14 protein-coding genes are annotated in these 24,868 nt (G+C 52.7%); 4 read left to right on the forward strand and 10 right to left on the reverse strand.

Annotated elements, in window-relative coordinates; translation table 11 throughout:
* The first annotated feature begins 210 nt into the window (after window positions 1-210).
* Complete coding sequence (locus tag MK110_03825; GenBank protein MCH2210405.1) at window positions 211-1,086, forward strand: glycosyltransferase family 2 protein; 876 nt, start codon at window positions 211-213, stop codon at window positions 1,084-1,086.
* 56 nt (window positions 1,087-1,142) lie between these two features.
* Here MK110_03825 and MK110_03830 read toward each other — a convergent pair whose 3' ends face one another.
* The 4 genes from MK110_03830 to MK110_03845 form a co-directional block, all read right to left on the reverse strand.
* A complete protein-coding gene (locus MK110_03830) occupies window positions 1,143-2,972 on the reverse strand; it encodes a DEAD/DEAH box helicase (GenBank protein MCH2210406.1) in 1,830 nt (609 codons plus the stop codon).
* Window positions 2,969-3,487, reverse strand: a complete 519-nt coding sequence (locus MK110_03835; protein MCH2210407.1) for a hypothetical protein — start codon at window positions 3,485-3,487, stop codon at window positions 2,969-2,971. The genes MK110_03830 and MK110_03835 overlap by 4 nt, the downstream gene beginning before the upstream one ends.
* A 173-nt stretch (window positions 3,488-3,660) precedes the next feature.
* Complete coding sequence (locus tag MK110_03840; protein MCH2210408.1) at window positions 3,661-4,713, reverse strand: dienelactone hydrolase family protein; 1,053 nt, start codon at window positions 4,711-4,713, stop codon at window positions 3,661-3,663.
* A 307-nt stretch (window positions 4,714-5,020) separates the two neighbouring features.
* Window positions 5,021-5,488: a MaoC family dehydratase gene (locus MK110_03845; protein MCH2210409.1), complete on the reverse strand. Its 468-nt coding sequence runs from the start codon at window positions 5,486-5,488 to the stop codon at window positions 5,021-5,023.
* A 323-nt stretch (window positions 5,489-5,811) separates the two neighbouring features.
* Here MK110_03845 and MK110_03850 point away from each other — a divergent pair, with 323 nt between their 5' ends.
* Window positions 5,812-7,755: a PDZ domain-containing protein gene (locus MK110_03850; protein ID MCH2210410.1), complete on the forward strand. Its 1,944-nt coding sequence runs from the start codon at window positions 5,812-5,814 to the stop codon at window positions 7,753-7,755.
* 11 nt (window positions 7,756-7,766) lie between these two features.
* A complete protein-coding gene (locus tag MK110_03855) occupies window positions 7,767-8,663 on the forward strand; it encodes an undecaprenyl-diphosphate phosphatase (GenBank protein ID MCH2210411.1) in 897 nt (298 codons plus the stop codon).
* Here MK110_03855 and MK110_03860 read toward each other — a convergent pair.
* The 3 genes from MK110_03860 to MK110_03870 all read right to left on the reverse strand — a co-directional run bounded on the left by MK110_03860 (window position 8,637) and on the right by MK110_03870 (window position 19,134).
* Window positions 8,637-14,900, reverse strand: coding sequence for a hypothetical protein (locus MK110_03860; GenBank protein MCH2210412.1), 6,264 nt, complete (start codon window positions 14,898-14,900; stop codon window positions 8,637-8,639). The genes MK110_03855 and MK110_03860 overlap by 27 nt on opposite strands.
* A gap of 51 nt (window positions 14,901-14,951) precedes the next feature.
* Window positions 14,952-18,227, reverse strand: a complete 3,276-nt coding sequence (locus MK110_03865; GenBank protein MCH2210413.1) for a hypothetical protein — start codon at window positions 18,225-18,227, stop codon at window positions 14,952-14,954.
* Window positions 18,228-18,345: 118 nt separating this feature from the next.
* The gene (locus MK110_03870) at window positions 18,346-19,134 is read right to left on the reverse strand and encodes an inositol monophosphatase (GenBank protein MCH2210414.1); all 789 of its coding nucleotides are present in this window, start codon (window positions 19,132-19,134) and stop codon (window positions 18,346-18,348) included.
* 180 nt (window positions 19,135-19,314) lie between these two features.
* Here MK110_03870 and MK110_03875 point away from each other — a divergent pair, with 180 nt between their 5' ends.
* Window positions 19,315-19,614 (forward strand): hypothetical protein, encoded by a 300-nt coding sequence (locus MK110_03875; GenBank protein ID MCH2210415.1) that lies wholly within the window; start codon window positions 19,315-19,317, stop codon window positions 19,612-19,614.
* A 92-nt stretch (window positions 19,615-19,706) separates the two neighbouring features.
* Here MK110_03875 and purL read toward each other — a convergent pair whose 3' ends face one another.
* From purL to MK110_03890, 3 genes are all read right to left on the reverse strand, one after another.
* On the reverse strand, window positions 19,707-22,622 hold the full coding sequence (gene purL, locus MK110_03880) for a phosphoribosylformylglycinamidine synthase subunit PurL (protein MCH2210416.1): 2,916 nt from the start codon (window positions 22,620-22,622) through the stop codon (window positions 19,707-19,709).
* Window positions 22,623-22,916: 294 nt separating this feature from the next.
* A complete protein-coding gene (locus tag MK110_03885) occupies window positions 22,917-23,720 on the reverse strand; it encodes an exodeoxyribonuclease III (protein MCH2210417.1) in 804 nt (267 codons plus the stop codon).
* A gap of 77 nt (window positions 23,721-23,797) precedes the next feature.
* Window positions 23,798-24,841, reverse strand: coding sequence for a 2-oxoacid:ferredoxin oxidoreductase subunit beta (locus MK110_03890; GenBank protein ID MCH2210418.1), 1,044 nt, complete (start codon window positions 24,839-24,841; stop codon window positions 23,798-23,800).
* Window positions 24,842-24,868 lie beyond the last annotated feature (27 nt).

Here is a 24,868-nt window from a genome sequence, read left to right on the forward strand (position 1 = left end):
GCGCATGATCAAAAAACGCAGTATCGTAAGAGATACGGAAGAGACTGCTGACCGTGCCGCGTAACTGGTACAGGGCTGAGCCCCGCTACTGAATCCGTACATATTGAAAAGCATTGTATGACTTCCGATACAATTTCATCGCTTCCTGTCACCGTTTTGATCGCGGCGAAGAATGAGGAAGACGCTGCTGAACGAAAGGCGGCCTGAACGATGGCAGGTGTCTCAGTTCTTATTCTTACCTTGGATGAAGAGAAGAATCTGCCCGCATGTTTATCAGCACTTTCCTGGTGCGATGACATCCATATTGTTGATTCATTCAGTTCCGATGCAACTGTCAGCATCGCCCGGTCAGCGGATGCTCAGGTCATACAGCGAGCCTTTGACAGCTTCGCAGGGCAAAGAAACTACGCACTTGACAGGATAAAATTTAAGCATGACTGGGTACTTCATCTGGATGCGGATGAAATCTGTACAGAGGAGCTTCGACGTGAGGTCTGTGAGCAGACAGAGGAAACCGAATATGATGCTTTTCGTATCCCATCCAAAATGATGTTCATGGAAAAGTGGCTTAAGTTCTCTGGCATGTATCCCACGTATCAGGTGCGACTGGGGCGACAGGACGGTTTTCGATTCAAACAGGTTGGCCACGGGCAACGGGAGGATCTCGATCCATCGTGTATCGGAACACTGCAAAGCCCATACTGGCATTATTCATTTTCAAAGGGACTCGACGAGTGGTTTGATAAACATAATCGGTACTCGACACAGGAAGCTCTGAGGGTGGACGGCGCCGTCAATTTGGATCTGGCAGGACTGTTCTCTCTTTCAGACACAACACGAAGAAGGCGTGCATTGAAGCAACTGTCCTTTCGGCTGCCCTTTCGTCCGACGCTCCGATTTCTGTACATGTACCTGCTTCGCAGAGGAATTCTTGATGGAGTTGCCGGATACCGTTACTGCCGTCTTCTGTCGGTATACGAAGCGATGATTGATGCAAAAGTTGCCGTATCTCATCAACACACGGCAACGTTGCCATTGGAACGAAATACGGCAGACTATCACTTAACAGGCAGAAAAACGGCGTAGTTTCCTGTGTTGATTTTCTCTTTGCTGCTCTTCAGATTCCATAACGGCATCATCCGTCATGCGGCGTTAGATTGCGTCGGACCGATGGAACGGGCGCCATCATCGCTGCGGGCCCTGAGATCGAACAAACCAAAGATTTCATCCGCATTCAGACTCAGCGACACGTCATCGTTGTCTCCGTCCCCCAGAATCGAATCAAACAGTTCGCGTTTTTCCCGCAGTACTCGGTCGATGCGTTCTTCGATTGTGTTCGCGCAGATGAATCGAGTAACAATCACAGGATTCTGCTGGCCAATGCGATGGGCTCGGTTGATCGCCTGATCTTCAACGGCCGGATTCCACCATCGATCGAATAAGAATACGTAAGCAGCGAATTGCAGATTCAGTCCGACTGCACCTGTACCGTAGCTCATTAACAGCAGATGAGCATCCGGATCGTGCTGGAACTGGTCCAGAATAGGCTCACGTTTTTTCGACGGAACACCACCGTGATAGATCAACGGATTGAATGGCTGTAATCGTGTTTCCAGCCAGTCAAGGGATTTGGTCCACTGACTAAACAGGATCGCTTTTCCGCCGCTGGCCGATATTTCTTCCATGTCAGCCATCAGTCGTTCCAGCTTCGTACTTTCGCCAGTCAGCGGATCAAAGTTGGTGATCTGTTTCAAACGAAGCACAAGTTCAAATACATGCTGTACGGTGATGGCGTCCCCAAGATCATTTAGCTGCACGATCCCTTCTTTTTCCGCTGTACGGTATGCCGATTCCTGAGCGTCTGAGAGCTGAAGTTCAGCGTCGCGGTCGATGCGAGGCGGCATGTCCGTCATCACGAGGTCTTTGGTTCGACGCAGGATGTGTTCGTTGGCAAGTTTTGACAATTGGCGCAAATCCGGAACAGCTTGATTTGGAACGACTTCCAGAAATTCGAAGAGGGAAACCAGTTCCTCCGGACGATTCTCAATCGGTGTCCCTGTGAGTGCCCAGTTTCGACGGCGTTCGATGTTTCGGGCAACCTGAGCCGTCCGCGAGTTGCGGTTTTTGATTCTTTGGGCTTCGTCCAATACGAGCAGGTCGAACTTCGGCCGCTCTTCGTCAGGTATTTCCGGCAGGTCACGTGTCATGAGTTCGTAGTTTGCAATGAGAATCGGGACCCCGGGCATTGTCCACAACATACGACGTCGAGTGGAATTTCCTTCTATCGTGACGACGGGTAGTTCCTCCGCCCACATACGGAACTCACGCTGCCAGTTTGGAATCAGCGGTTTCGGGCAAATCAGCAGGATCCTCCGGATCTGACCGGCTCGCAGCAGCAGGCGGATCCCCGTAATGGTTTGCATTGTTTTTCCCAGACCCATCTCATCTGCCAGCAGAGCAGAATGTCGTGCAAACAGCCATGCGATCCCTTCGTACTGATAAGGAAACGGTTCGAACGGCATGATCAGTTCCTGGCCCGCCAGCCATGTTTCCAAGGGCGGCTGCAGCAGATAAAACAGGCGATCCTGCAGCGAAACAGCTCCCGGCGGTGGTTTTACTCGCGTACGTTTATGCTGGCGGCTGTTGGATGATGCTGTTGTAGAATTTCTCCTGGATTCAATTTTGCGCAGGTTTGTTCCGTCACTGGCAGTTTCAGTCACATCTCCCGTGGGCAGGAATTCAGCTCCTTCCGGAAGGGTCAGGCCTATACACCTCACAGGAATTTTACGCGGTTTCCACGAGGGCACGAAAGCCGGTTCCATCCCCAGTGGGACTGCCTGAACGTCCAGTCGAGGTAGTCGCTGCAGGGCCGGATTGAAACCAGACGCAATGGTGTCAATATCCAGCGACAAATCAACTTTGGCGCATGTAACGTTTTGCGCCGCCAACCCTGGAGTGCCTGCTTTAGTCATCGCGTCAGCACCGATTTGACGGTTTCACTCAGAGCTGCATGGACACGTTCCATAGGCTCTTCAAGATCGGCCTGATCGGGTACCAGATGTATCCGGCCCTCAAGCAGGTCCGCATCAGCGGTGTGATCACTGTGGAAGTGCAGGCACCTTCCGCCCATCATCCGGGTTATTGTGGCACCGGCCGCAGCAGTATCGCTGAGATACGCGACGGGTGTTTCAGTGTGGTTCCGCAGTTCAAGCATTTCTTCATCACGAACAACCACCAGATCCGGCTTAATTCCAACTCGCTGCAACAGTGTACTGCCGATCAGTTCACCAAGAAGCCAGGATTTGAGTGCCCGTCCGTAGAGAATTTCCTGGGTGCGGTCGGGTTTGACCGGAGTGGTGCACTGAAATTCGAGTGGCCGACCGTTGTGGCTGGTGACAAGCAGCCCACCCACGTGGCCTCGACCGTCCACTTCAAGTGCCGCCATGAAACCCAGGCGAAACTTCTCTGCCGTACGAATGGCCGACATTCAACGTCTTTCGCTGCGAGGTCTGACCGGCAGATTCTGCCGGTGTTGTTCCCACGGTTTTGCGGTAGCAGTGAATCTGTGTGAGTCATCGACGTAACGGATATGACGGCTTTAGCGGTTCGGCAATCCACCGGGGTTGTCGTCAAAGATGGCGGCAGTCGACGCCTGTCTTTCTACCCGTCCAGATGTTGTGCAAACCATCTGCGAACCTGCTGCCACATCGCTTCAGAGAGTACATGACCGGCACCGGTTTCAATGTATGAACTAAACTGAGCCGATGCATCCTGATCGGCATAGACCTGAGAAATTCGCCGGATTCCTTCGCGGGCATGCTCGATCGGAGACCCCGTGTCGTTCTCACCCAGATTCAGATGCAACGCTCGAGGAGCAATGAGTGAAGCGATTTCAGGAGTGTCACCGTACCGAAACCAGCCTGGCACAAAGTTGGGAAAACAATGCAGCAGATGGTGGTCGTGGATAGCCGAATAGGTTGGCAGACAGCAATTGCTAACCAGTGCCTTGAGGCGAGGTTCATGAGGTCCCACGAGCCAAGTGTGAGTAGACCCCATGGAGTGGCCGTAACAACCCAGGTGATCGGCATCGACCTCCGGCCTTTCACACAGAAAATCGACCGCGCGACGCATATCCAGGATGTTCTTCCACGCCATACAACGTCCGTCAACGATGTATCGCAAAAACTCAAATCGTTCGTACTTCATTCCGGGCAGCCTGCCGGTTGGATCCCGACGTTCTTCAAAGCACAGTGCATCCGGGCACAGCGTAACGTATCCTTGTTTTGCGAGTGCAACTCCCGTGTGATGCATGGAATTTCCGGCGAATCCCGCAGGTTCGGATTTTCCCAGCTCGTATTGTCCTGCGTGCTGATGCCAGACCGCCACAGCGGGAGCCGGATTTTCGGCATCCACACCGTCCGGAATCAGCAGATACGCTGCAACCCGGTCACCTGGCTCAACCTCATACGTAACCGACTCAATTCGATATCCATTTTTATGAATTGTTTCACGAAGTTGTGGTCTCAACGGACATGGATCCGGCCACGGTCCACCCAGGCACTGCACCAGCTGTCTGCGAAGCTGATCAGGAGACAATTCTGCAGCATCGTTACGACCTGTGCCGGCATGCGAAATTTCTGCCGTTAACCCGCCTGACAGCACACCAGCTGCCGTTAGTTTGATGATATTGCGCCGCGTCTGAATGTCCTGCATCTTAGATCTGTCCAGGTTTGGCTGATAGAATTTCGAAAATCGAGATACGTTACATCCCGGATACGCTGACCGGAATCACCTGGCAGAACAGGATCCAGACTGCTGGTTTCTGTTCCTGCGAAACTGAGTTGCCGAAAGACTTCCGAAACTCACATAGAAGCTGTGGTGCGATGGAAACTGACCAGGTTTCAATATCAGCAGAGTGGTATAATGAAAAAATTCAGTCCATTCACCCTCCGGAGAACATCCGGCCTGTCGTACCAGGACAGAACTGCTTGCGGTTGGGTTCGCCCCTGGCGGGGAACCATTACCGCATGTAGAGCGTCAGCATTCGATACAGCACGGACGGAGTATCTTCTCCTACAACATGAACCGCGACGGACGTTTTCACGAGCGTTCCTGTATCTTTTTCCAAAGCCTTCAACAATCGAGCACGTGCATGAACGCGGGATCCGCTCGGAACCGGCGCCACGAATCTCAGTGTATCTGCTCCGTAATTGACAATATTTCGCCAACCAACGATCGGAAGCTGCCCCAGAACCAGTTTAGGTACCAGACTGAGGGTCAGAAATCCGTGTGCAATCGTACCACCAAAGGGACCTGTACTCGCACGATCAGTGTCAACATGGATCCACTGATGATCACCTGTCACATTGGCAAAGGTATTGATCATTTCCTGTGTGACATCCATCGACTGACCAAACTCACCGAAATCATGAGTGTTTGCTGCAAACTCATTGATCGCTTCAATATCGTCAAATTCAAGTTGAGTCATTGGCATCGGGTCTTAGCTGAATCTTCCAGGCATTCGGTCAGACTGAAATGGATCCGGGGTCACCTGTGGCACCTCAGACACCACGTAATGTACCAGCTATGTTGGCTCATGCCACATACGCTGAATCAGGAGCAAAAAAAAACGACGCAGTCCACACCAGACTCACTGTTGCTCTGGTTTCCATGATTTGGCGGACTTACCTCAGACCATTTTCCTCGATACACTAATAATGGGAGTCCATATGTGTATGCGCTCGACAATCCCGGTGACAACGTGCCACCCGCTTCACTTTTTCCGAACCTGCACCAACTAAAAAGACTGTCTTGACCCGACAAAATCTGATGATTCTCGGAATTGCGGCACTCACGCTGCCGAACTGTGCGGCCGATCAACTCGGTTCGGCAGTTCGGTCGGCAATCATAAAGGTCAGCCCCTCTGTCGTACGTATTCAGATCGTCGGCACTCCGGATCGTTCCGGAAAAATTGCTTCGCGGGTGACCACGGGAGTTGTGGTCTCCGCTGATGGTGAAATTATCTCAAGCAGCTTTTGTTTTGGCAGTGAAATTTCTGCTGTATTTGTCAGTACCGGCGATGGCCGGCGCCACAGTGCCGAGGTCGTGGCAACAGATCATGTCCGTAAATTGACACTGCTTCGAACGAGTGCGCGGCAACTCATTCCCCCTGCCTGGGCTTTGAAAAATCCCTCTGTCGGTGCGTGGGCAGTTGCAGTCGGAAGATTCTATGACTCTTCGAAACCGTCTGCATCCCTGGGAGTGATCAGTGCTGTCAACAGAATTCACGGCCTGGCGATCCAGACAGACGCAAAGGTCTCACCGATCAACTACGGCGGGCCATTACTCGCCATGGATGGACGTGTGTCCGGGATTCTTGTTCCACTGGCTCCGGGAAATACGTCGACCGGCGTTGCTGCCGGTGTACAGTGGTACGATTCAGGAATTGGATTCGCTATTCCGTCCGAAGATGTTCTGGACAGTGCTCAACGTCTGCGACCGGGCATCGACCGCAGGCATGGATTCCTAGGAATCAACCTTGCTACACCTAACCCACTGTCTGCAAAGACTGAGGTGAAAAATATACATCCAGGTTCACCGGCTGATGTCGGAGGCATAAAAGCTGGAGATCAGATCCTGTCCGTAAATGGTCACAAACTCCAACGTGCGGGAATATTCCAAAGTATTCTCAGGAGCGCCTGGGCAGGAAATTCAATGTCATTCATCGTGCGTCGTGGCAGCGAAGAAAGACACATCGATGTGACACTGTCAGACGAGGTCTCCGTCCCCGAACGCGGGTGGCTGGGAGTGCTGGCATTGACAACGGCAGGAAATGAGGAGGAGCAGGGGGTTGTGGTGGGAGTTCCCGGCAACTCACCCGCTTCCGCTGCCGGAATGCCGGCCCGCTGCATCGTGACTCAGGTGGATGGAATTGAAGTCGGTCACCTTAATCAATTCCGAGATGTTCTGAAGGAAGTCACCGCAGGATCAACACATCAACTTACCTTTGCTTTGGCCGATCGGTCAGGAAAAATTCGGACAGTATCGATTGTGGCCGAAAGCACGCAGGAGCGGGACGTTTCACTGCTGACACAGGAACTTGCTGCCATTCAGACGATTGTACCGGCTGATGCCACTGCACCTGACTGGACACAATCCGTTGTCAGTCTCAGCCAGGGCGGACAGGTTTGGCTTCTGGGACCGAAAAAACGCCTGGTCGGAGTTGAACCGGGTGTCGTGATCATGCTTCATGACGGACCACCGGTAACAGAAACACTCGTACAGGACTGGCGCAGAGTGTGTCAGCAGTACCAAATGGTACTGGCGGTCGTATATCATGACGATGCAGTTCCAATGGATACGTTCAACGTACCCGGAAGTGTGATGGCCGTTGTAGGGAATTTTGGAACAATTGATCCGGATCGAATCGCTCTCCTCACACGTCAGTCTCACGCAGAGTTTGTCACTCAGCTGTTTCTGGATCCGCGTCTGCCCCAAATGCGACATGCGATATTTCTTGGATGCCGACCACTGATCGTCGGAGTGTCCCTTCAAAACGTCTACCAAAAGAATTCGTCATTACTTTTCTTTCGTAACGATAGCGACAAACAGTCCCAAGCACTGTCGACAGCTGCCGTTGCAGCACTGCAGAACGCCGGAGCCACCGTTGTCGTGAGTCCTTCTTCAGCTGACATTCCAGGTATTGAGCTGGCCGATGAGATTGCAGGCTGGATGCTGCTGCAGACACTCCGATAGGGTCCTCAACAATGATGGAATACTTTCATGCAGCGATACTGGGGATCGTGCAGGGCATTGCGGAATTCCTCCCTGTCAGCTCTTCCGGACATCTTGTGATCGTGGATGAACTGCTCAAACACTATAGTGGGACGACAATTCCAACAGAATCAGTGACGATGTCCGTCTCGCTGCACTTTGGCACACTACTTTCAATTTTGGTTGTTTATCGCAGCGAATTGTCAGGAATTGTAAAGAACAAGCACCTGATGGGGCTCATTGTACTGGCAACGATTCCAGTTGGCATGGCGGGCATATTTCTGCATGATCGGGTTGATTCACTGTTTAACACACCGTTACCGGCAGGTGGAGCATTGATTGTAACGGCCGTCCTGCTTGTGGCAGGACGACAACTTCAACGTCAGCAGCAGCAAACAAGACAACTCAGCGTTTCAACAGCCGGGATTGTCGGCCTGTTTCAGGCAATTGCTATCGTTCCAGGTATTTCACGATCCGGCAGTACGATTGCCGCCGGACTGGCCTGCGGACTGAATCGCGAACAGGCAGCAAGGTTTTCATTTCTGATCGCGGTCCCCGCTGTCGCCGGCGCAGCCTTCGTTAAAGCCAAAAGCCTGGCTACCGGAGAAACCTCCGTCGAAGCGAATCTGCTTCCAGTGGCTCTGGGAACTCTGCTGGCATTCCTGGTCGGAATAGCAACACTGTCCTGGCTGTTGACAATTGTGACGGCTGATCGTCTGCACTGGTTCGCCGGCTACTGTGCGCTGGCCGGAATAACCACGATCCTGTGGCAGCTGTCGCTTACGTCATCAGATGGACATGAATCTGCGTCCCATCCCGTACGAAACCACGTTGCACAAAAAGCATTGCATTCTGTCAGACAGTCAGACCGGACGTTGCTGTTCCCCTGATACAGAGGAATCGCTGTCGGAAGCTGACTCTGTGTCTGAACGTGTTTGAGAAGTATCGGATGAGTCCCGGACGCCGGTAATTGCAGCTTCTCCCTCCCGATACCGAAAGATCCGATGGCCTCCACTAACGATCACAACAAAGCACAACCCAATCACCGGAAGCAGCTGAGGCCAGGGTAGTCGACGCCGACTGCGAGTCATTATCACCGCCGGAGCAATGACTTCGAACAGCTGAACATCGTCTGAAACTGTTAATTGTCGGTCTTCAAGAAATCCGGATACCGTTTTAGCCGTCCGGACATCTCTGGTTTGGGTGATTGCATCATCGGGCAAATGTGAAACCGAAAATGTGGCCAGTACCTGTGCCACCAGCTGTGCCGTAGTCACCCGGAGCAACGAGTGATCCACAGACCATACCTGATCAGCAGGTGAATGCATCGTGAGAAACACCTTCTGCCGGATTGCAGCCAGTGAAGGAACCAGAAGACGCAGTTCACGAGGAAAAACACCAATACCTGGCCGACGGATCAACCAGTGAATCCTCAGTCGCTGTACTGCCGACTGACGTTTGACTTCAATAATGTTCGGATCCGCACCACAAGGCAATTCAACATCGTCCAGTCGACAGCTAACAATCTTCAAGCCCTGAGGAATCACACAACGAGACTCATCAGCCTCTCCAAATTCCACCAGAATATCAGTTATCCCGGACACGATGTCTGATGCCGGATATAATGTGGTGACTGCTACACTTTGCTCCGGCTGCCGGACGATACTGATGGCTGCGGAAGGTCTCGTCGGGGGAATCAAGTCAATACGAACGGAATTATCCGGGGCATCATAATGGTCTGGCCCACCAAGCTGACTCCATCCGGAAAGAGGTAAGATCGGACTATCACTCTCCATTGACTCCGTCATCCAGGTGACACGAGACCGGTCGGATGTTTTTGAACTCATCTGCTGTCCGAAAACCAGCACACTGTCGATCGGAACCTTCGGTTCCACAATTGGCAGAGGAATTCGTCGTGCCGTTTCGGTGGCAATAACCGAAACCTCCGTGAGTATCAGCATAGCCTGTTGTCCAGGCGTCAGTCGCACTGCAGGCAGTTCGGCACCTTCGAGTGTCAACGGCGTAACGGTTTCATCAATGATCCACTTAGCCGAATTATGTCTGAGTGAATCGGGCAGTCGAATTCTTCCAAACCATCCCTGGTCGCCGGCCCTGATCCGGATGCCAACATCAGCGCCCCGATTCAAGGCATGATCCTGAGTGAGTACCAGCATTCTCGCTGCAGTCAATTGCTGTCTGCGAACGTTAAGTTTAAGAACCCCGTCTTCATCGACGACCGTTGCTCGTTCAGCATCAATATTCAGTGTTGGTCCGTCTGCAGTTTCCAGAGTCACCGTTGCCTCGCTGGTTGATAAGAGTGACACCGTGGATTTCAGCACTTCGGTGGCCTCCAGCCGAACCGGAGTCACCTGGAGTTTTCCCCCCGTCGGCACCGGCATCGTCCCCTCAAAAACCAACTCAAAGCTGCCTCGCGTGCCTTCTCGAAAAGAAATCAGCAGCAACCCGTCGTGGTATGACCAGGAACGCAGGCGATTGGCATCGCCTGACGATACATCTACCTGATCAACGAGAAATTCCGACTGAACCTGAATGCACTGTCGGAATATTTCCGGACCTGTCGTTTGAATGTCACAGTGGCACGACCAGCTGATTTCGTCCACATCAGCAGTGATCCTGCTGGTCAACTGAGCCGTTTGGCGTGTGGTGCGCATTCTCAGCTTCAGATGTATGTCATCGGGAATCGATCCGATTTCATACACCTCGTCGGTCCGTGTCAATTCAAGTGATTTCCGTTCTTCCTCGCCGGGATGCGATTCAATCAGCTTCTGTCCCGAAATCGCAACGGCTTCAACTTCGAGCGGATTCGAAGCTTCTACCCCAATAAGAATTCGCCGAACACTGCATCTTTCAGGGGCGTGCAGTGCGGCTGCCGGAATCAGTCTGTCAACGGTCATCTCTGCATTTTTCGCTTCCCAGGACACGTGAAAATCCGCAAGCTGGTCCGGACTTCCCTGAACAACCTGACGCCCGTCAATCCGGGCCAATTGCAGCGGAACACCCTCTCTACTCAGAACATCAACAGGCTCATACCCGGGTACAGGCGATAGAATGAGTTCTGTTGGTAGTTGCTGCCGGGACGTCAGTTGATAACGACAAATCAGCTTTGTCTCTGAGTAGGAAAGTTCCGCTCGACAAATCACTGTTGCCAGACATGCGACTTCCGAAGATTTAGACTGAGAGTTTCGCGTTTCGATGCTGATATCAAGTGAACCACGATTGTATTGTGGCGGAAATTCGACCAGTCCCGATGCTTCCGGAACAGCCAGCATCCCGTATGGCTCAACCAGACCGGCTGTCAGTACCTGATCATCGATTGTTTCCAACGTCACCTGGCTGCGGACTGAGAACGGCAGGGGCACACGAATGTTATAGTGTCCCGGAGCCGGTCTAACATTCGTGCGAAGAGTATATTTGATGGTGTGGCGGTACCAGCCGTTTTCAGCGGTTGTGGATTCGTTGACATCGGACTGTACCGGGATGACCAGCTGTGGATTGCCTCGCGGCCCACGAGACGGAGAAACCTGTACGTCATCCAGTGAACAATCCGTCAACGTTGCGGATGCTGTGGGCAGGCTGAATGTTGATGCATGACCAGTCAAAGGACTGGCAACGGTCGCGTTGACCGTGATTTCGGCCCCACCTTCCTGTTCGACACGTACATGAGCCTCGACACCCAGAACACGGACATCTGCCTCCACAACACCCTCTACTGCCGGCAGAATATTCCTGCGAACATAAACAAAGGGCAGGGTCGTTTGTACTTCTTCATTCACCAGAACCGGTGGCAAGTCCGCAGGTAACGGTGTCTGACCGGTCAGCAGCAGCGCAATAGCAGCAGAGGCCGCTGAAGGTATCGAAACCACAGCACGATGCCGGTCCCCTTCCGGCAGTACCTGATTGCCGGGATTGTTCGCCGGTTGCCAACACTTACGAATCAGAAGACAAACCGCTAACCCAAAATTCGATCCAAACAACAACGAGGAACCCAGCGGTCCTGCGAATACTGAAAGCACGGTTCCTGTCACCATCAGAACTGCGACCGTTCGCAGCCGCAGCCGTGCAAAAAATCGACTTCCAATAACAACACACCAGAACACCAGAATCGCCCCGCAGTACGTCGACCGACGTGACACCATACTCACGTGGATCTGCCCGTTTTCAGTTGAACAAAAAGTTCTCGCCGCCCCCGACTGTTCTGCCAGACGCCAACGCATCATAAAATCCCTGACTGGTGTGTTCTCTGTCACTATTTGGCACCAGTCGTGAACTCCCAAATTCGAACCATCTGAAATACCGGACGTTGATAAAGACGATGCATAAACGTCCGGCGGCAACTGGACGATATGTGCCAGATCGACGTTCACATCAGACTCAAACGTGGGCAGGGTAATGGTACCGGAACGAATGACTCTTCCAGTCTCTGTCAGGGGACTCGTCCAAAGGATACGGACACCTGTAGTTGTTTGATTCTTCGGCAGTAAGATCCGTGTGACAGATTCCTTAACCGGATAGATGACCGGCTGATTATCAATGTATATTCTGATATCGGTGGCTTCTGCCCACTTAACAGCCATGTATTCCGCTTCAACTGATCCCGTTCGACTGACGACCAAGTCTGCAAAGCACTCACATTTTTCACCGTCAGGTTCAGGCGACGCAGCGAACCAGGCCGTTCCGCGAACACCAAGAAACGGCTTCTTGTCACTTGTACGGGAAAACCGGATTCTAAACTGACTCCCGAACTTCGGGACCATCACCGGATTGCCTGGTTGAAGAACAAGACTTTCAAAATCACTACTGTCCGGCTCTCCGGTGACAAGCGCAATGTTTGCAAACTCGCCTGCGGTGGCTGTGCTACTCCGAACAGTCAGTGACACTCCGGAATCATTTGGCAGTCGAGGGATGGCAGCAAATTCAGCACTGGCAAGCGGACGAACGGCACGCAGATTAAAGGTATGCACCGAGTCATCGGTTCGCGTAGCCGGAAAACTCAGCAACCATTCCTGCCATTGGTCATTCGTGAGTCTTCCCGTTTTGGACAAGATACCGGTCGTGGCCGGGCCGTCCGACTTAAGATCAATTCCTTTAGGAAACACCAAAACAACGGCCCCGGGCAGCTGCTCAGTTGGATCCAGTCGAATCTGCAGATTTTCAATCAATTGAATTTCCGTTAACTGCAACTCGTAGTTCAGCACTGCATCCTGAATGACAGTCTGCGACACCACTGGATCGGCTGACACCGGCAGCAGACGATCTGTCTTTGTCATCTGCAGTTCTTCCGGCTCGGAGATGTCAAGCATTGTCCAGGCGAACTCATTCTGCAGCTCTGCCGCAATATCCGTGACAACCTTCATCGGACCGTTTGTCGCAAACGGGACGGCGTCTGAATCCAGTATCCAGTTACCCACAGTCGGATATTCGTCATTGACCAAAACCGGAAGCGACGACTTCAGTGGTGTAACAGCCTGTGTGGAGCGAAACTCAATTCTTAACCACGCTGGCTGGAAGGATGTGGCCGCAGAGCGGAATTCGATCTGTAATTGATCGCTCGTTCTATCGTCGGACGGTCGGACGCGCAGGTAGACCGGCAAATTTGTCCGTATATCGTCCACGCTGACCGGGCGCCACGGTCCTGAGATATCCCACTCAGCTTTGTAAACATCATCGTTATCGCTGCATGGTTCCAACTCAGCATACACCGTGACAAGCTCAGGCGTTTCCGGATGCCGATGAATCAGCAGTTTCTGGCGGAGGGGTGCGGTTGACGGTAGCACATGAATGGCCCCCGATGCGTCAACATCCAACTGTCGCAATTCAATGACCTGTTCACCAGCGGAGTTAAAACTGACATCCTGCTGATACAGTCCTTCAAGATCGAGGCGGCGTACGGCAAGTCCCCGAGTAACTACTAACCGAAGTCCTGTTGACCTCAGCGGCAGTACAGGTCCCGTGTCTTCCGATAACTGCTGCTGTGCCTTCGTCAAAAGCGGAAGAACCAGACCTCCGTGGTGTTCCGCATCCGAAGAACCATGAATAACAACCGTCCCGCCGGCCCTGAGTCCCGAAACAATCAATTGGCGACTCGACTCCCCGGACAGTCTCCAGATGTGACGACGCCCCGATTGACTGGCGACATCTGTAATGTGGCAATTGCCACTGAACGTTACAGTTGCGGATGAATCATCCAGTTCCGGAGGGACCACGAAAGTCCATTCCGCAAATATGGTTTTACCGGCAACAGTGAGCGTCGTATCAACCGCAACAGCAGACATCTCGTATGAATCCGCGGCCGTTGACACAGGCTGGCAAAGAAAGGTTACTGTGTGGCTGCTGCGAGGAGAAAGAAACCACGTCAATCTACCTGCATTTGATTCTGACCACACGACTGCGTTTGGACTGGTGATGTGAATATCGGCGGCTGTCTCAACCTGTAACTCAGTCACCGTCGCGGGTGGCAACTGCAATTCGAACAGAATTCCGTCTGAGTTCCGGACACCCCTGGCAGACCATGTAGCTTCAAGCTCCGTAATCTCACCATCCGGCAGCAATGACAAACGACCATCGGACAGTGCCGCGGAAGCAACAGGACGTCCATCGACCTGGAATTCAAGTTCACTCAGATTCGTTTGCCCGAGAACACGGGAATTGACATCCTTTGACGCGTTAAGTTGCAGGTGAAGCGTACCTCTGATCAGTGAGTTATCAGTCAGTACAGCGCTATACCGGGCCGCAGCGGCTGCCGTAACAGATGGCAGCTCGATGCCGGTCCGCACCTGTCCATTCGAAGACAAGCGATGCAGATTGGCTCGATAAAACAGGACATACTCTCCGGAATCAACGGCCCGCTGAATCGTGTCAGCTGTAACCGGGACAATCTGCAACGTATCGGGGTTCGTTGTATCGGATCCATCACTGACCACCCGAATGCTTAACGGACTCCTCTGAACAGCAGAGGGATCGTCACCTACCGAATCTGCAGACTCCAAACCGGCAGCCTGGGTAATGTCACCTAAACTGGAAACATTGTCCTGAGCTGTCGACGGTACTCCCCATGACAGAGCAATACAAATCAGGCAGCCTGAGGTAATGCCGGAAGCAATTTTCATTTTAAGGTACGCTTACGAATCTTGACCGTCTTACACCGGTCATCAGTAGTTCTAGGGAACAGCAGGTTCGGGCTCTGAAGTTGGAGCCGCAGGAACCAGTTCACGCGATGCCGCCGGCTTCGAAGGAATACGCGAAACTGCAGAAAATATGGACTTTCCACGTCGCCGGCGGGGGCGCGACCTTCCGGACGGCACCATTAACCGACGAATGCCCCAGGCAGTTGAAGCAAGGACAACAGCTGTCAAAACCGGCATCAGCAATGCCAGAGTTTGTTGGGGCAGAACCACCCACATGACAGCGCAGACTGGAATCATAACCGCAGACAACAGCTGCAGATGCCCGCGGAGAGTTACAAGCGTGACATAGAACAGAACACCCAGACCGGCTGACACGACCCACGCCACTGCCCGGGAATAAATCATGACTCTGAGAGTCCGGAGTCTCGGTCCACCGATAAACGCCAGTGAGGCCTGCTGCCTGAAATAAGCATCGTTCAGCTGTCGGTGGACATGCATGCGTACCTCATCAGAAAACCCGGCAAAAAGTGATTCCACCGAGTCCTCTCCGCGATCGGTCGCAGCCGACAGGAGAACGTCCGCTATTCCCTGAGGCAAAACTGACTGTTGGTGTGTATCAAGCGAAATCAGACGGTTGTCATCGGATGTACCCACCAACCAGACAGTTGTTAACCAGCCAGGCGCATCATGAACTCGGGCATATCTGGTCTCCTGTCTCGACAGAAGATGGTGATGCGGGTCTCTGGGAGTCCTGCAGACCAGACTGATTCGCACCGGACCATCTGAGAATTCCTGAGCGACAGAAACCAGTCTCAATTCAACTGAATCTGTCCGGTCCGCGCTGATGCGCGGGACATTAACTTCGATTCCGTCTACCCGAGCATTCACGCCGACATTCACCGGAACCTGAAAGATTACTGCTTCGGGTGGTTTTTCGTAGATGACAGTGGTAGTCGTTGTCACGTTCGCCGAACCAATATACGTCTGGACCAGGCAAATCAAAGGTTCATGAATCTGCCGATGGAGAAGTGGCTCAGGAATGCGCAACCTTACGTATCTGCGAATTTCCTTCGTGGACCATGCCGTCCGAAAGTCCGAAGAGAACTGCCGATAAAGTGAATCGTCCTGCACCACACTCAAAACTTTCGGTGCATTTGTACCAATTATTATCGAATCGACACCACTGGAGGGCAGCACCAGAGGAAGCTGATAGTCATCGGATTCCGCGGCAGGCGTCCAGAAATATTTAATGGTCGCTTTGTGCTCCCCGCGGATTGGTTCCGGAAGCTGCCACGTGATTTGATCGCCATCCACATCTCCCGGTGGTTCCGGAGCTGCGCGACCAATGAGCTGCAGTACCGGATCGATTCCGTCGGGTGCGGTGAATGTCAGCTTTTGAAGATCGCGGTGACGAACGTTGATCGTCAGTTCTGTACAGACATAAATACTGTCCTGGTTTGCTTCCAGTGCGACGACGGCCCGCGAACTGACTTCCTGAGTCTGGCGTAACTGACGGATTCGGACAGAACGACCTGATTCGTTGACTCGCCATACGGTAACACGCTGCAGGTTTTCCTGTCCCGGCAACTGCCGAGGCGGCACAAACGAAAATGCGTTATTGCCGAGCGTATCCGTCATTGACAGTGAATAGGTATCAGATTCGGTCAGAGACACAATTGTTGGATGAGCATCGGACGCTGTGATGTCGGGAAGCGAAAATGTAACGTCGGTTTCATTGGAGCCTTCGTCCAGACCTCGAAAGGCTTTAAACTCCACGAGAAACTGTCCTGACTGGACATTCCCCAGCTGAAGCTGGATTTCATCTTCTGTCTGCTCATACCGGATCCTGCTGCGTTTCCCGTCATCTTCCATCAGGAAGATGGATCCGGTTTCAATTTGCCATCCATCTTGAAGATGCTGTTTCCAGTCAATTCGCAATTCGTCGAGTGATCCCAGACTGACATTCACAGGAAATTTTGCCAACAGTCGCAGAGTTCGGACATCGGTTGAGAATTCCAGACGCGGTGCCACAGCGAAACTCGCTTCAACAGTATTGACGTCCAGTCTCAGTCGGGCTTCCGTGGAGAGCAGATCGAAAGCGATGGCTTCATTACGCTGATCTGAATTTGACTCAACTCGCGTCCGACGTGTATGTCCGGCCGGAACGATATCCACTTCCAGACCTCGTGGAATTCGGATCTCAACCTTCGCTGACTGCTGAGTGATCCCGACAACGTCGGGAACAGACACAGAAATCCGGGGCGTGGTATCATTCAGTGCAAGTTCAAAATGCAGGTCTATACGTCCACGAACGGGCCTGGCAAACACGATATCCGCAGTGGATCCCGATTCAGTCATCGAAACATTGTCCGTCCGTACAATGAGGGTGCTGTCTTCATCCCGCGCAGTAACATCGACTCCGCCATAGCCAGGTGGCAACCGGACCTGGAGTCGATCTGTCGCACCCTCCGTAATATCGATTGTCTGATCACAGACAAGTACCGGTGTACTGCTGGAGAGATCCAGCACCATTAATGCCGGGGTGGGTGCGCTCATCACCGTGACGTTGTCTCCACTCAGGTCCGACGATTGCCAGCTGATTTCAGTTTCGGACTGAAGCCCCCAGAATTTGACCGTCATCGGCTGACCGAATGAAGTGGATCTTCGTGAATGAGCAGCATTGTCAATTATACGTTCGACGGACTGATCGAATGTCAGTTCCAGTTCTGACGTCATCGCATCGGGCAGGGACAGTTTCAATCGATGTCGATCCTTTTCCTGATCCCGAACTTCTCCGATCAGATCCAGTGACAGTTCGTGCCGTCCGCGTCCTTTCAGAAGCCATTGATGACTGTCGGAGGCACTGGAAGGACTCCCAAGGAATCGCGATTCTAAATCCAGATTTTCCGGACCGTGTACAGCACTGGTGGGGACCCAGGATCCCAGCCCCACATCAACACGAACCCATTCGTCGTCAGCGTGAACCTTAATTTTCAGATCCACATGGATCTTCGCAAGTCCGTCCTGAACTGTTCCGAACGCATCAAGATCAGCAAACTCGAAGCTCCGGACACTTAGCTGCGCAGTTACAGACTCCAGGATACGGTCAACTTTTTCTGACGGAATCAGATCATCAAGAGGGACTGTTCTGCCATCATCCCGACGTATCAGGATCTGGCCCTGAGGGAGTTCATCCGGTGCCGTCGATGGTTCCTGACCATACAGCACTCCAGCAATACTGAACGTCAGAACAACGGGTAGTATCCCGCGGCTGACAGCAGGTCGCTGAACAATATATGGACGATTCATAAGTCCACTGGTCCACGGCAGAAAAGAAGACAGGAACCACCAAGCGGTTCTACTCCGGGCAACGCACGATTTTATCCGGCACGCAGACCATAGAGAAGACTTAGGAATGGTGTGCTGCTCAATTCATTACGTCTAAGAGATCCTGCCGGATTTTGCTGGTACTGGCAGCAACAAGCGATGGAACCATTATATCGACACTGTCGCCTGCCATATTTGTAACGGTTCCGCCTGCTTCGATCACCAGTAAAACTCCGGCCGCCACATCCCACGGATGCAGACTCGTCGACCAGAACACGTCGACCCGACCGGCGGCCACAGCTGCCAGATTGAGTGCGGCAGACCCGGTTCGCTGAACTGTCTGCAGATGCTGCAGCCCTGTGAGAAACCGCCGGACCGCCGGATCGTTGGGATCAGTTGCTACCGGAAGACTGGCCATGCCCATCGCCTGGTTCAATTCAGACTCGCCGCTCGTACAGATAGGCTCGCCATTCAGAAACGCTCCACTTTCCGCAATGGCCGTGAACATTTCCAGCCGGTTTGGATCGTAGATCACACCGATCAGAAGTTCCTCTTTTCGCTTCAGTGCAATCGATACCGCGTAGTAAGGGAAACCATGGACGTAGTTCGATGTTCCGTCGAGAGGATCGATGACCCACTGGAATTCAGAATTTCGTGGGTTCTCCTCAAGGCCTTCTTCACCAAGAAACCCGTGTTCCGGAAACCTCTCATGAATGTAATCGTAAATTGCCTGCTGCGACGCCTCGTCAGCTTCAGTCACAAGATTCGCCCGACTTTTCTCACGGACAGAAAAGCGACCGCGCCAGTCCAGCAGAATATTTCCTGCCTGCTGCGCTGCGTCACAGGCTGTTTTCAGACAGTCCTCTAGAAATTCCGACGATTTGCACATTGGAGTATGGAGTATGGAGTATTAAATTTTTGTCAGCGGGTGAATGCCCTGTCTGTCCCGCTTACCGAATATATAGTTTGCTCTGATTCTTTTAACTTCGCAGAAAAACACAACTCGCAGGAGAGCTGAATGGCCGGAAATCTGAACAGCTGAGGTAATTCCGGTTCCAGGATTAGAGCGATGTCATCCGATCCACTCGTGCAAACCGGAACGAGCGTCGCACAGGCTCTCACGAACTACAGTGGCATTATGCGGAACACAAATCGTGAACGAGCTGATCTCCGCGCAAACGCGGCTTCATTGAAACGGCTGTTCCCGACTATCCTGTGTTTGTTACCGACGGTATTTATGTTTCTGCCGGGGCCGGCAGTCATCCCCATGAGCGACTTCTTTCGTAGTACAGCCGGCGAACTGCTGAAAGAATACGACAATGCACTCGACTCACCTGAACAGGGACCATCGCTCGTCGAACCACAGTAGATTTCGACAGCAAGTCTCCGGTCGACGCGTTATTGCGACAGCAAAAAGCCCCGAACGGCTCCTGCCGGGCGACTGAGATCGTCACGTGGCAACTACATTTGACCAAAAGGGCTTTGCCAGGCCCGCTTCAGAGCCGCGAGTGTGCTGTCGATGAGTGGAACTCCGGATTCGTTTTCAATAACCAGGCGGTCAGTGTTCGTTACATCGCCAATACTGCTGAAAGGAATCCCGGACAGGTGGGACTCGAATTCTGAAGCATGGCATATCGGGACTTCCATGAGAAATCGTGAATTGCTTTCCGAGAACAGGGTGACAGCGTCTTCCAGATGGCTGGCGATCCCGGAAAGAGAAAGCCTGGCTCCCAAGCCCCCTGCAAATGCCATTTCCGCAGCCGAAACCGCCAGACCTCCTTCAGAGAGATCGTGACAACTACGGACGACTCCTGAGTGAATGGCCTGGTGGACTGCTCGAAATATCGAGAGAGCCTGTTCAGGATACATTCGTGGAACAAAGCCTCCGGACAGCCCGTTCACCAGAGAAAGATGACTACCACCAAGCTCATCGTGAGTTTCTCCGACGAGATACAATCGATTTCCGGCTTCCTTCAGGTCCATCGTCACACACTGTTGAACATCGTCAACCTGACCGAGCGCACTGATCAGCAGGGTGGACGGAATGGCCACTGTCTGACGCTCTCCACGGTCGTCGTCCCACGAGAATTCATTATTGAGACTGTCTTTTCCGCTGATAAACGGTGTCCCCAAAACAACGGATACTTCATGACACGCCATGGCGGCCCGTACCAGCGTTCCCAATGTCTCCGCCCGTTCTGTATTTCCCCAGCAGAAATTATCCAGAATCGCGATTCGATCCGGGTCTGCACCGACCGCCACGCAGTTCCGAACCGCTTCGTCAATCGCTGCAGCGGCCATCCACCAGGGATCAAGATCACCAAAATGAGGATTCATCCCGCAGGAAATGACGAGCCCGCGTGATGATGCCAGATCGGGACGCACAACTGCGGCATCTGAGGGGCCGTCATTTGCGGCGCCAACCAGTGGCTTGACCACACTGCCGGCCTGTACTTCATGATCGTACTGACGAATGATCCATTCCTTGCTGGCCACATTCATTGAACTCAGAATGGCTTTGAGATCCTCATCCCAGCGTTTTCTCCGGGGCAGGGGACAGGGCATTTCAGACGGAATCTCGAACTCAGCATTTCGAATGACCGGCGGCCGACCGTCGTGAAGGAATGACATCCCGAGCCGTCCCACTTCCTGTTGACCGAATTTTAATACCAGCTCCTGTGTATCCGTAAACCGGCCGATGACCGTACATTCCACACCTTCTGATTCGCACAGTTGCAGAAATTCATCACGATGACATTCCGGTACCGCCAAAACCATCCGTTCCTGTGCTTCTGAAATCCAGATTTCCGTGTACGACAGGCCGGAGTATTTGAGCGGGCAACGGTCAAGCCATACCTCAGCCCCGGTCGCTTCACCCATCTCGCCGACGGCGCTGCTGAAACCACCGGCTCCGCAGTCGGTGATTGCTGTGTAAAGATCGCGATCACGTGCCTGCAACAGTACGTCCAGTACCATTTTTTCGACCACCGGGTTCCCGATCTGAACGGAACCTCCACTGATCGACTCACTGTCTTCCGTGAGCTCAGCAGATGAAAAAGTTGCTCCGTGAATCCCGTCCCGGCCTGTCCGTCCTCCCACCGCCACAATCAGATCGTTCGGCTGCATGTGCCCTTCACATTTGCCGTTGGGAATCATCGCCACATTGCCACAGTAAACCAGCGGGTTCCCAAGGTAGCGATCATCGAAATAAACGGCTCCATTGACCGTAGGAATTCCCATGCGGTTGCCATAGTCACGCACCCCCGCAATGACACCCTGCATCACAGCCCGCGGATGTAGAATACCCGGGGGGAGCTGGTCCACGGGGAAATCCGGTCGGGCAAAACAGAAGACATCGGTGCTGCAAACCGGCCGGGCGCCCAGTCCGGTGCCCATTGGATCGCGGATCACTCCACCAAGCCCCGTGTTGGCTCCGCCGTACGGCTCAATAGCAGACGGATGATTGTGTGTCTCAACCTTGAAACACACGCTCTGCTGGTCGTCAAATTTCACCACACCGGCATTGTCACGAAAGACACTCACGCACCAGTCGCTTTCTCCGAGTCGTTCGCGGATCTGCTGTGTGGCACGAAAGATCGTTTCCTGCAGCATATTGTCGAATCGGACTTCGCGTAATATTTCACCTTCGGAGTGCTCACGATAGTGAATTCGCCCGCCAAGCGTCTTGTGAGAACAGTGTTCGCTCCATGTTTGCGCAAGTGTTTCAAGTTCGATGTCGGTGGGATCCCGTCCGAGCGAGCGAAAATACTCCTGAATTGTCTGCATTTCCACCAGGCTCAGATACAGCTGTCCTTCATCGCTCAGACGTTCAAGTGCCGAATCATCCATGTCCCGAACTGCAATACACACCTTCTGAAATTCATACCTGCTGCCGACGGACAGATCCGTGAGCTGCAAAGGTCCCTCCAGCACATATTCAATCGCATCATTTGCCAGCACTCGTGAAACAAGCTGGCTGCGATCACCTTCACTGAGTTCACCTGTAAGTCGATACTTGCGACACGTTGCCACGGCTGTCACATTTAAACTGCGGCGAGTCAGGGCGTCCGCCGCATTTCGGGCAATGCTGTCTGTCACGCCCGGATGAAGCAGGACATTGATGCAGTCACTGCCGTGATCTGCGGACGCATTCGGCAGCGGGATAATCTTCATTTGCTCGACAACACGATCGCACAACAGTCCTGACGCCGTCTCAGCGATCTGTGATTGATCGATGTCTCCCTGAACCAGAAAGGATCTGGCAGAGCCCACAGCAGTCAGTCCCTGGATTCCCAGACTTTTCGCGTCATCCAGAACCCGCTGACCTTCGTGGTCAGTCTCGGTCACTGCCGGCAGAATCTCTACTTCCCACAACATGCTGACATCGATCCTTTAGCCACAATTGGCACCGCAAACAAAACCATACAAGAATTCAGAGAATGTCTATACCTGCACTGCCGAATCAGATGTCGTCTGACAACAAAACGTCTTTCGGCGACAGGCGTGTACCGGAACAGGTAATCAGAAAGAGCTCGGACAGCGCGAAGTATTCCAGACCAAGCTTCAACTCGCCACGCGACACGTGAGAAATTCCGGTTTATATTACGAGGATGCTCGACTTTGCGACTTTCGTTCTCAACGAGTCAGTCCTGAATCTCTGCTCCGTTAAAATTACGTCTGCTTCCGGCTGACATCGCCACCCCGGATCGGCCACTTCAGATCGACAGATACCGGTGCATGATCGCTGACTTCCAGCCCACCTTCACGGTGCACAATCACCTTCTGAACGAACGGTTTCAGAACAGAATTCACCATTAGATAGTCAATTCGCCAGCCTCGGTCCAGCTCTCGGGCCCGGCCACGGTTGGACCACCAGGAGTACGGACCATGCACGTCACCGAAATACTCCCGGGTTGTGTCATGCCAGCCGGACTTAAGTAGCCGACTGAACCAAGCTCGTTCATGAGGTAAATACCCGGAGGTGTTCTCGTTCGACTTAGCATAATAAATGTCCCGGGCTGTGTGCGCTATGTTGAGGTCACCACCGAACAGAAACGGCCTGTCATCTCGTCGAGACGTCGCCCATCGGCGAAATCGCTTCATCCAGCGATCTTTGACTCGTTGCCGGTGTTCACCTGACGAACCGGACGGCAGATAGACACTGGCAATTCCCAGACCGTTGACCGTTGCTTCAATCAGGCGACCTTCGTTGTCTCCGGCTTTATCGACATCCAGTGAATTCAACTGCAAGGGTTGTCGTGAGAGGATTGCCGTTCCTGAATAGCCTTTTTTCTCAGCTGGATTCCAGATGACGTGCCAATCATCCAGTCCTTCCCAGCCTGGCGGCAGTTGTTCCCGGACTGCTCGCACTTCCTGGAGCAACAGCACATCCGGGGCGATTTCGGCGACGTGGTCGTCTAAGCCTTTTCGAATGGCTGCTCGTATCCCGTTGACATTCCACGTGGTGATTCGCATGTTAAGCGGTCACTGGATCGAACGGCGTTACGACAGCATGTGACACGACACTGAAGTTTGTCAGACGTCTTCTGTTTCTATTCTTCCACAACCCAGGTGTCACCACTGTTAAACAAATCTTCAAGATTTCCTTCACCCTTAACATCAATAGCATGGGCCATCTGTGCTTCAACACCTTCGTCGTATCGCGGCAAATCAACATCTCGGAGAACACCAAGTGGTTCGGGAAATTCCGGATAATGCATCTGGGCGAGTGTGAATGCGATGCCGGCATTTTCTGCATGCTCGTCGTGGAACAAAAGATCATCTTCTGTTATGCCGTTTCCTAATTCCACAACCTCAGGACGACCTTCGATTAGACGAATACCCTTATCATTCTTTTCCCCAAAGATCAGTGGCTTGCCTTGCTCGAGGTAAACAACATTTTCTGATTTTGGCTTAAGGCCTTTTTCCGGGTTACCACGCTTGTTTGCGGCGTAGTCGAACGCCATCGAGTTAAAAACGTTACAGTCTTGATAAACTTCCACAAAAGACGTGCCCTTGTGATGGGCGGCTCGAGTCAGAATTTCGATCAAATGTTTCGTGTCCATATCCACCGCACGCGCTACAAAGGTCGCTTCAGAACCCAGTGCAACTGCAAGTGGATTCAGCGGGTTATCGATTGATCCAAGTGGGGTACTTTTAGTTTTCTTTCCGACTTCACTCGTCGGAGAATACTGACCTTTGGTCAGCCCGTAGATTCGGTTATTGAACAGGATAATATTAAGATCTACATTGCGACGAATCGCATGCATAAGATGGTTCCCGCCAATCGAAAGGGCATCACCGTCACCCGTGATAACCCAAACGCTCAACTCAGGATTGGCAAGCTTCACGCCGGTTGCCACAGCTGGAGCTCTTCCATGAATGCTGTGAAATCCGTATGTATCAACGTAATATGGAAAACGGCTGGAGCAGCCAATGCCGGATACAAAACAGAAGTTCTCCTTGGGAATACCAAGGGTTGGAAGCACGCGTTTCATCTGCGCCAGAATCGAATAGTCGCCGCATCGCGGACACCACCGAACCTCCTGATCACTGGCAAAATCCTTAGGAGTCAAAACTGGCAGAGCAGTAGACATCAATTTGAACTTTCGATTGAGTGAATT

This window comes from Fuerstiella sp. (assembly GCA_022447225.1).
Taxonomy (GTDB): Bacteria; Planctomycetota; Planctomycetia; order Planctomycetales; family Planctomycetaceae; genus S139-18.

What these genes read in the sequence shown, in the direction of transcription:
- MK110_03825 (MCH2210405.1), top strand. Translation starts at nt 211, where the DNA reads ATGGCAGGTGTCTCAGTTCTTATTCTTACCTTGGATGAAGAGAAGAAT.
- MK110_03830 (MCH2210406.1), bottom strand. Translation starts at nt 2,972, where the DNA reads ATGACTAAAGCAGGCACTCCAGGGTTGGCGGCGCAAAACGTTACATGC.
- MK110_03835 (MCH2210407.1), bottom strand. Translation starts at nt 3,487, where the DNA reads ATGTCGGCCATTCGTACGGCAGAGAAGTTTCGCCTGGGTTTCATGGCG.
- MK110_03840 (MCH2210408.1), bottom strand. Translation starts at nt 4,713, where the DNA reads ATGCAGGACATTCAGACGCGGCGCAATATCATCAAACTAACGGCAGCT.
- MK110_03845 (MCH2210409.1), bottom strand. Translation starts at nt 5,488, where the DNA reads ATGACTCAACTTGAATTTGACGATATTGAAGCGATCAATGAGTTTGCA.
- MK110_03855 (MCH2210411.1), top strand. Translation starts at nt 7,767, where the DNA reads ATGATGGAATACTTTCATGCAGCGATACTGGGGATCGTGCAGGGCATT.
- MK110_03860 (MCH2210412.1), bottom strand. Translation starts at nt 14,900, where the DNA reads ATGAAAATTGCTTCCGGCATTACCTCAGGCTGCCTGATTTGTATTGCT.
- MK110_03865 (MCH2210413.1), bottom strand. Translation starts at nt 18,227, where the DNA reads ATGAATCGTCCATATATTGTTCAGCGACCTGCTGTCAGCCGCGGGATA.
- MK110_03870 (MCH2210414.1), bottom strand. Translation starts at nt 19,134, where the DNA reads ATGTGCAAATCGTCGGAATTTCTAGAGGACTGTCTGAAAACAGCCTGT.
- MK110_03875 (MCH2210415.1), top strand. Translation starts at nt 19,315, where the DNA reads ATGTCATCCGATCCACTCGTGCAAACCGGAACGAGCGTCGCACAGGCT.
- purL (MCH2210416.1), bottom strand. Translation starts at nt 22,622, where the DNA reads ATGTTGTGGGAAGTAGAGATTCTGCCGGCAGTGACCGAGACTGACCAC.
- MK110_03885 (MCH2210417.1), bottom strand. Translation starts at nt 23,720, where the DNA reads ATGCGAATCACCACGTGGAATGTCAACGGGATACGAGCAGCCATTCGA.
- MK110_03890 (MCH2210418.1), bottom strand. Translation starts at nt 24,841, where the DNA reads ATGTCTACTGCTCTGCCAGTTTTGACTCCTAAGGATTTTGCCAGTGAT.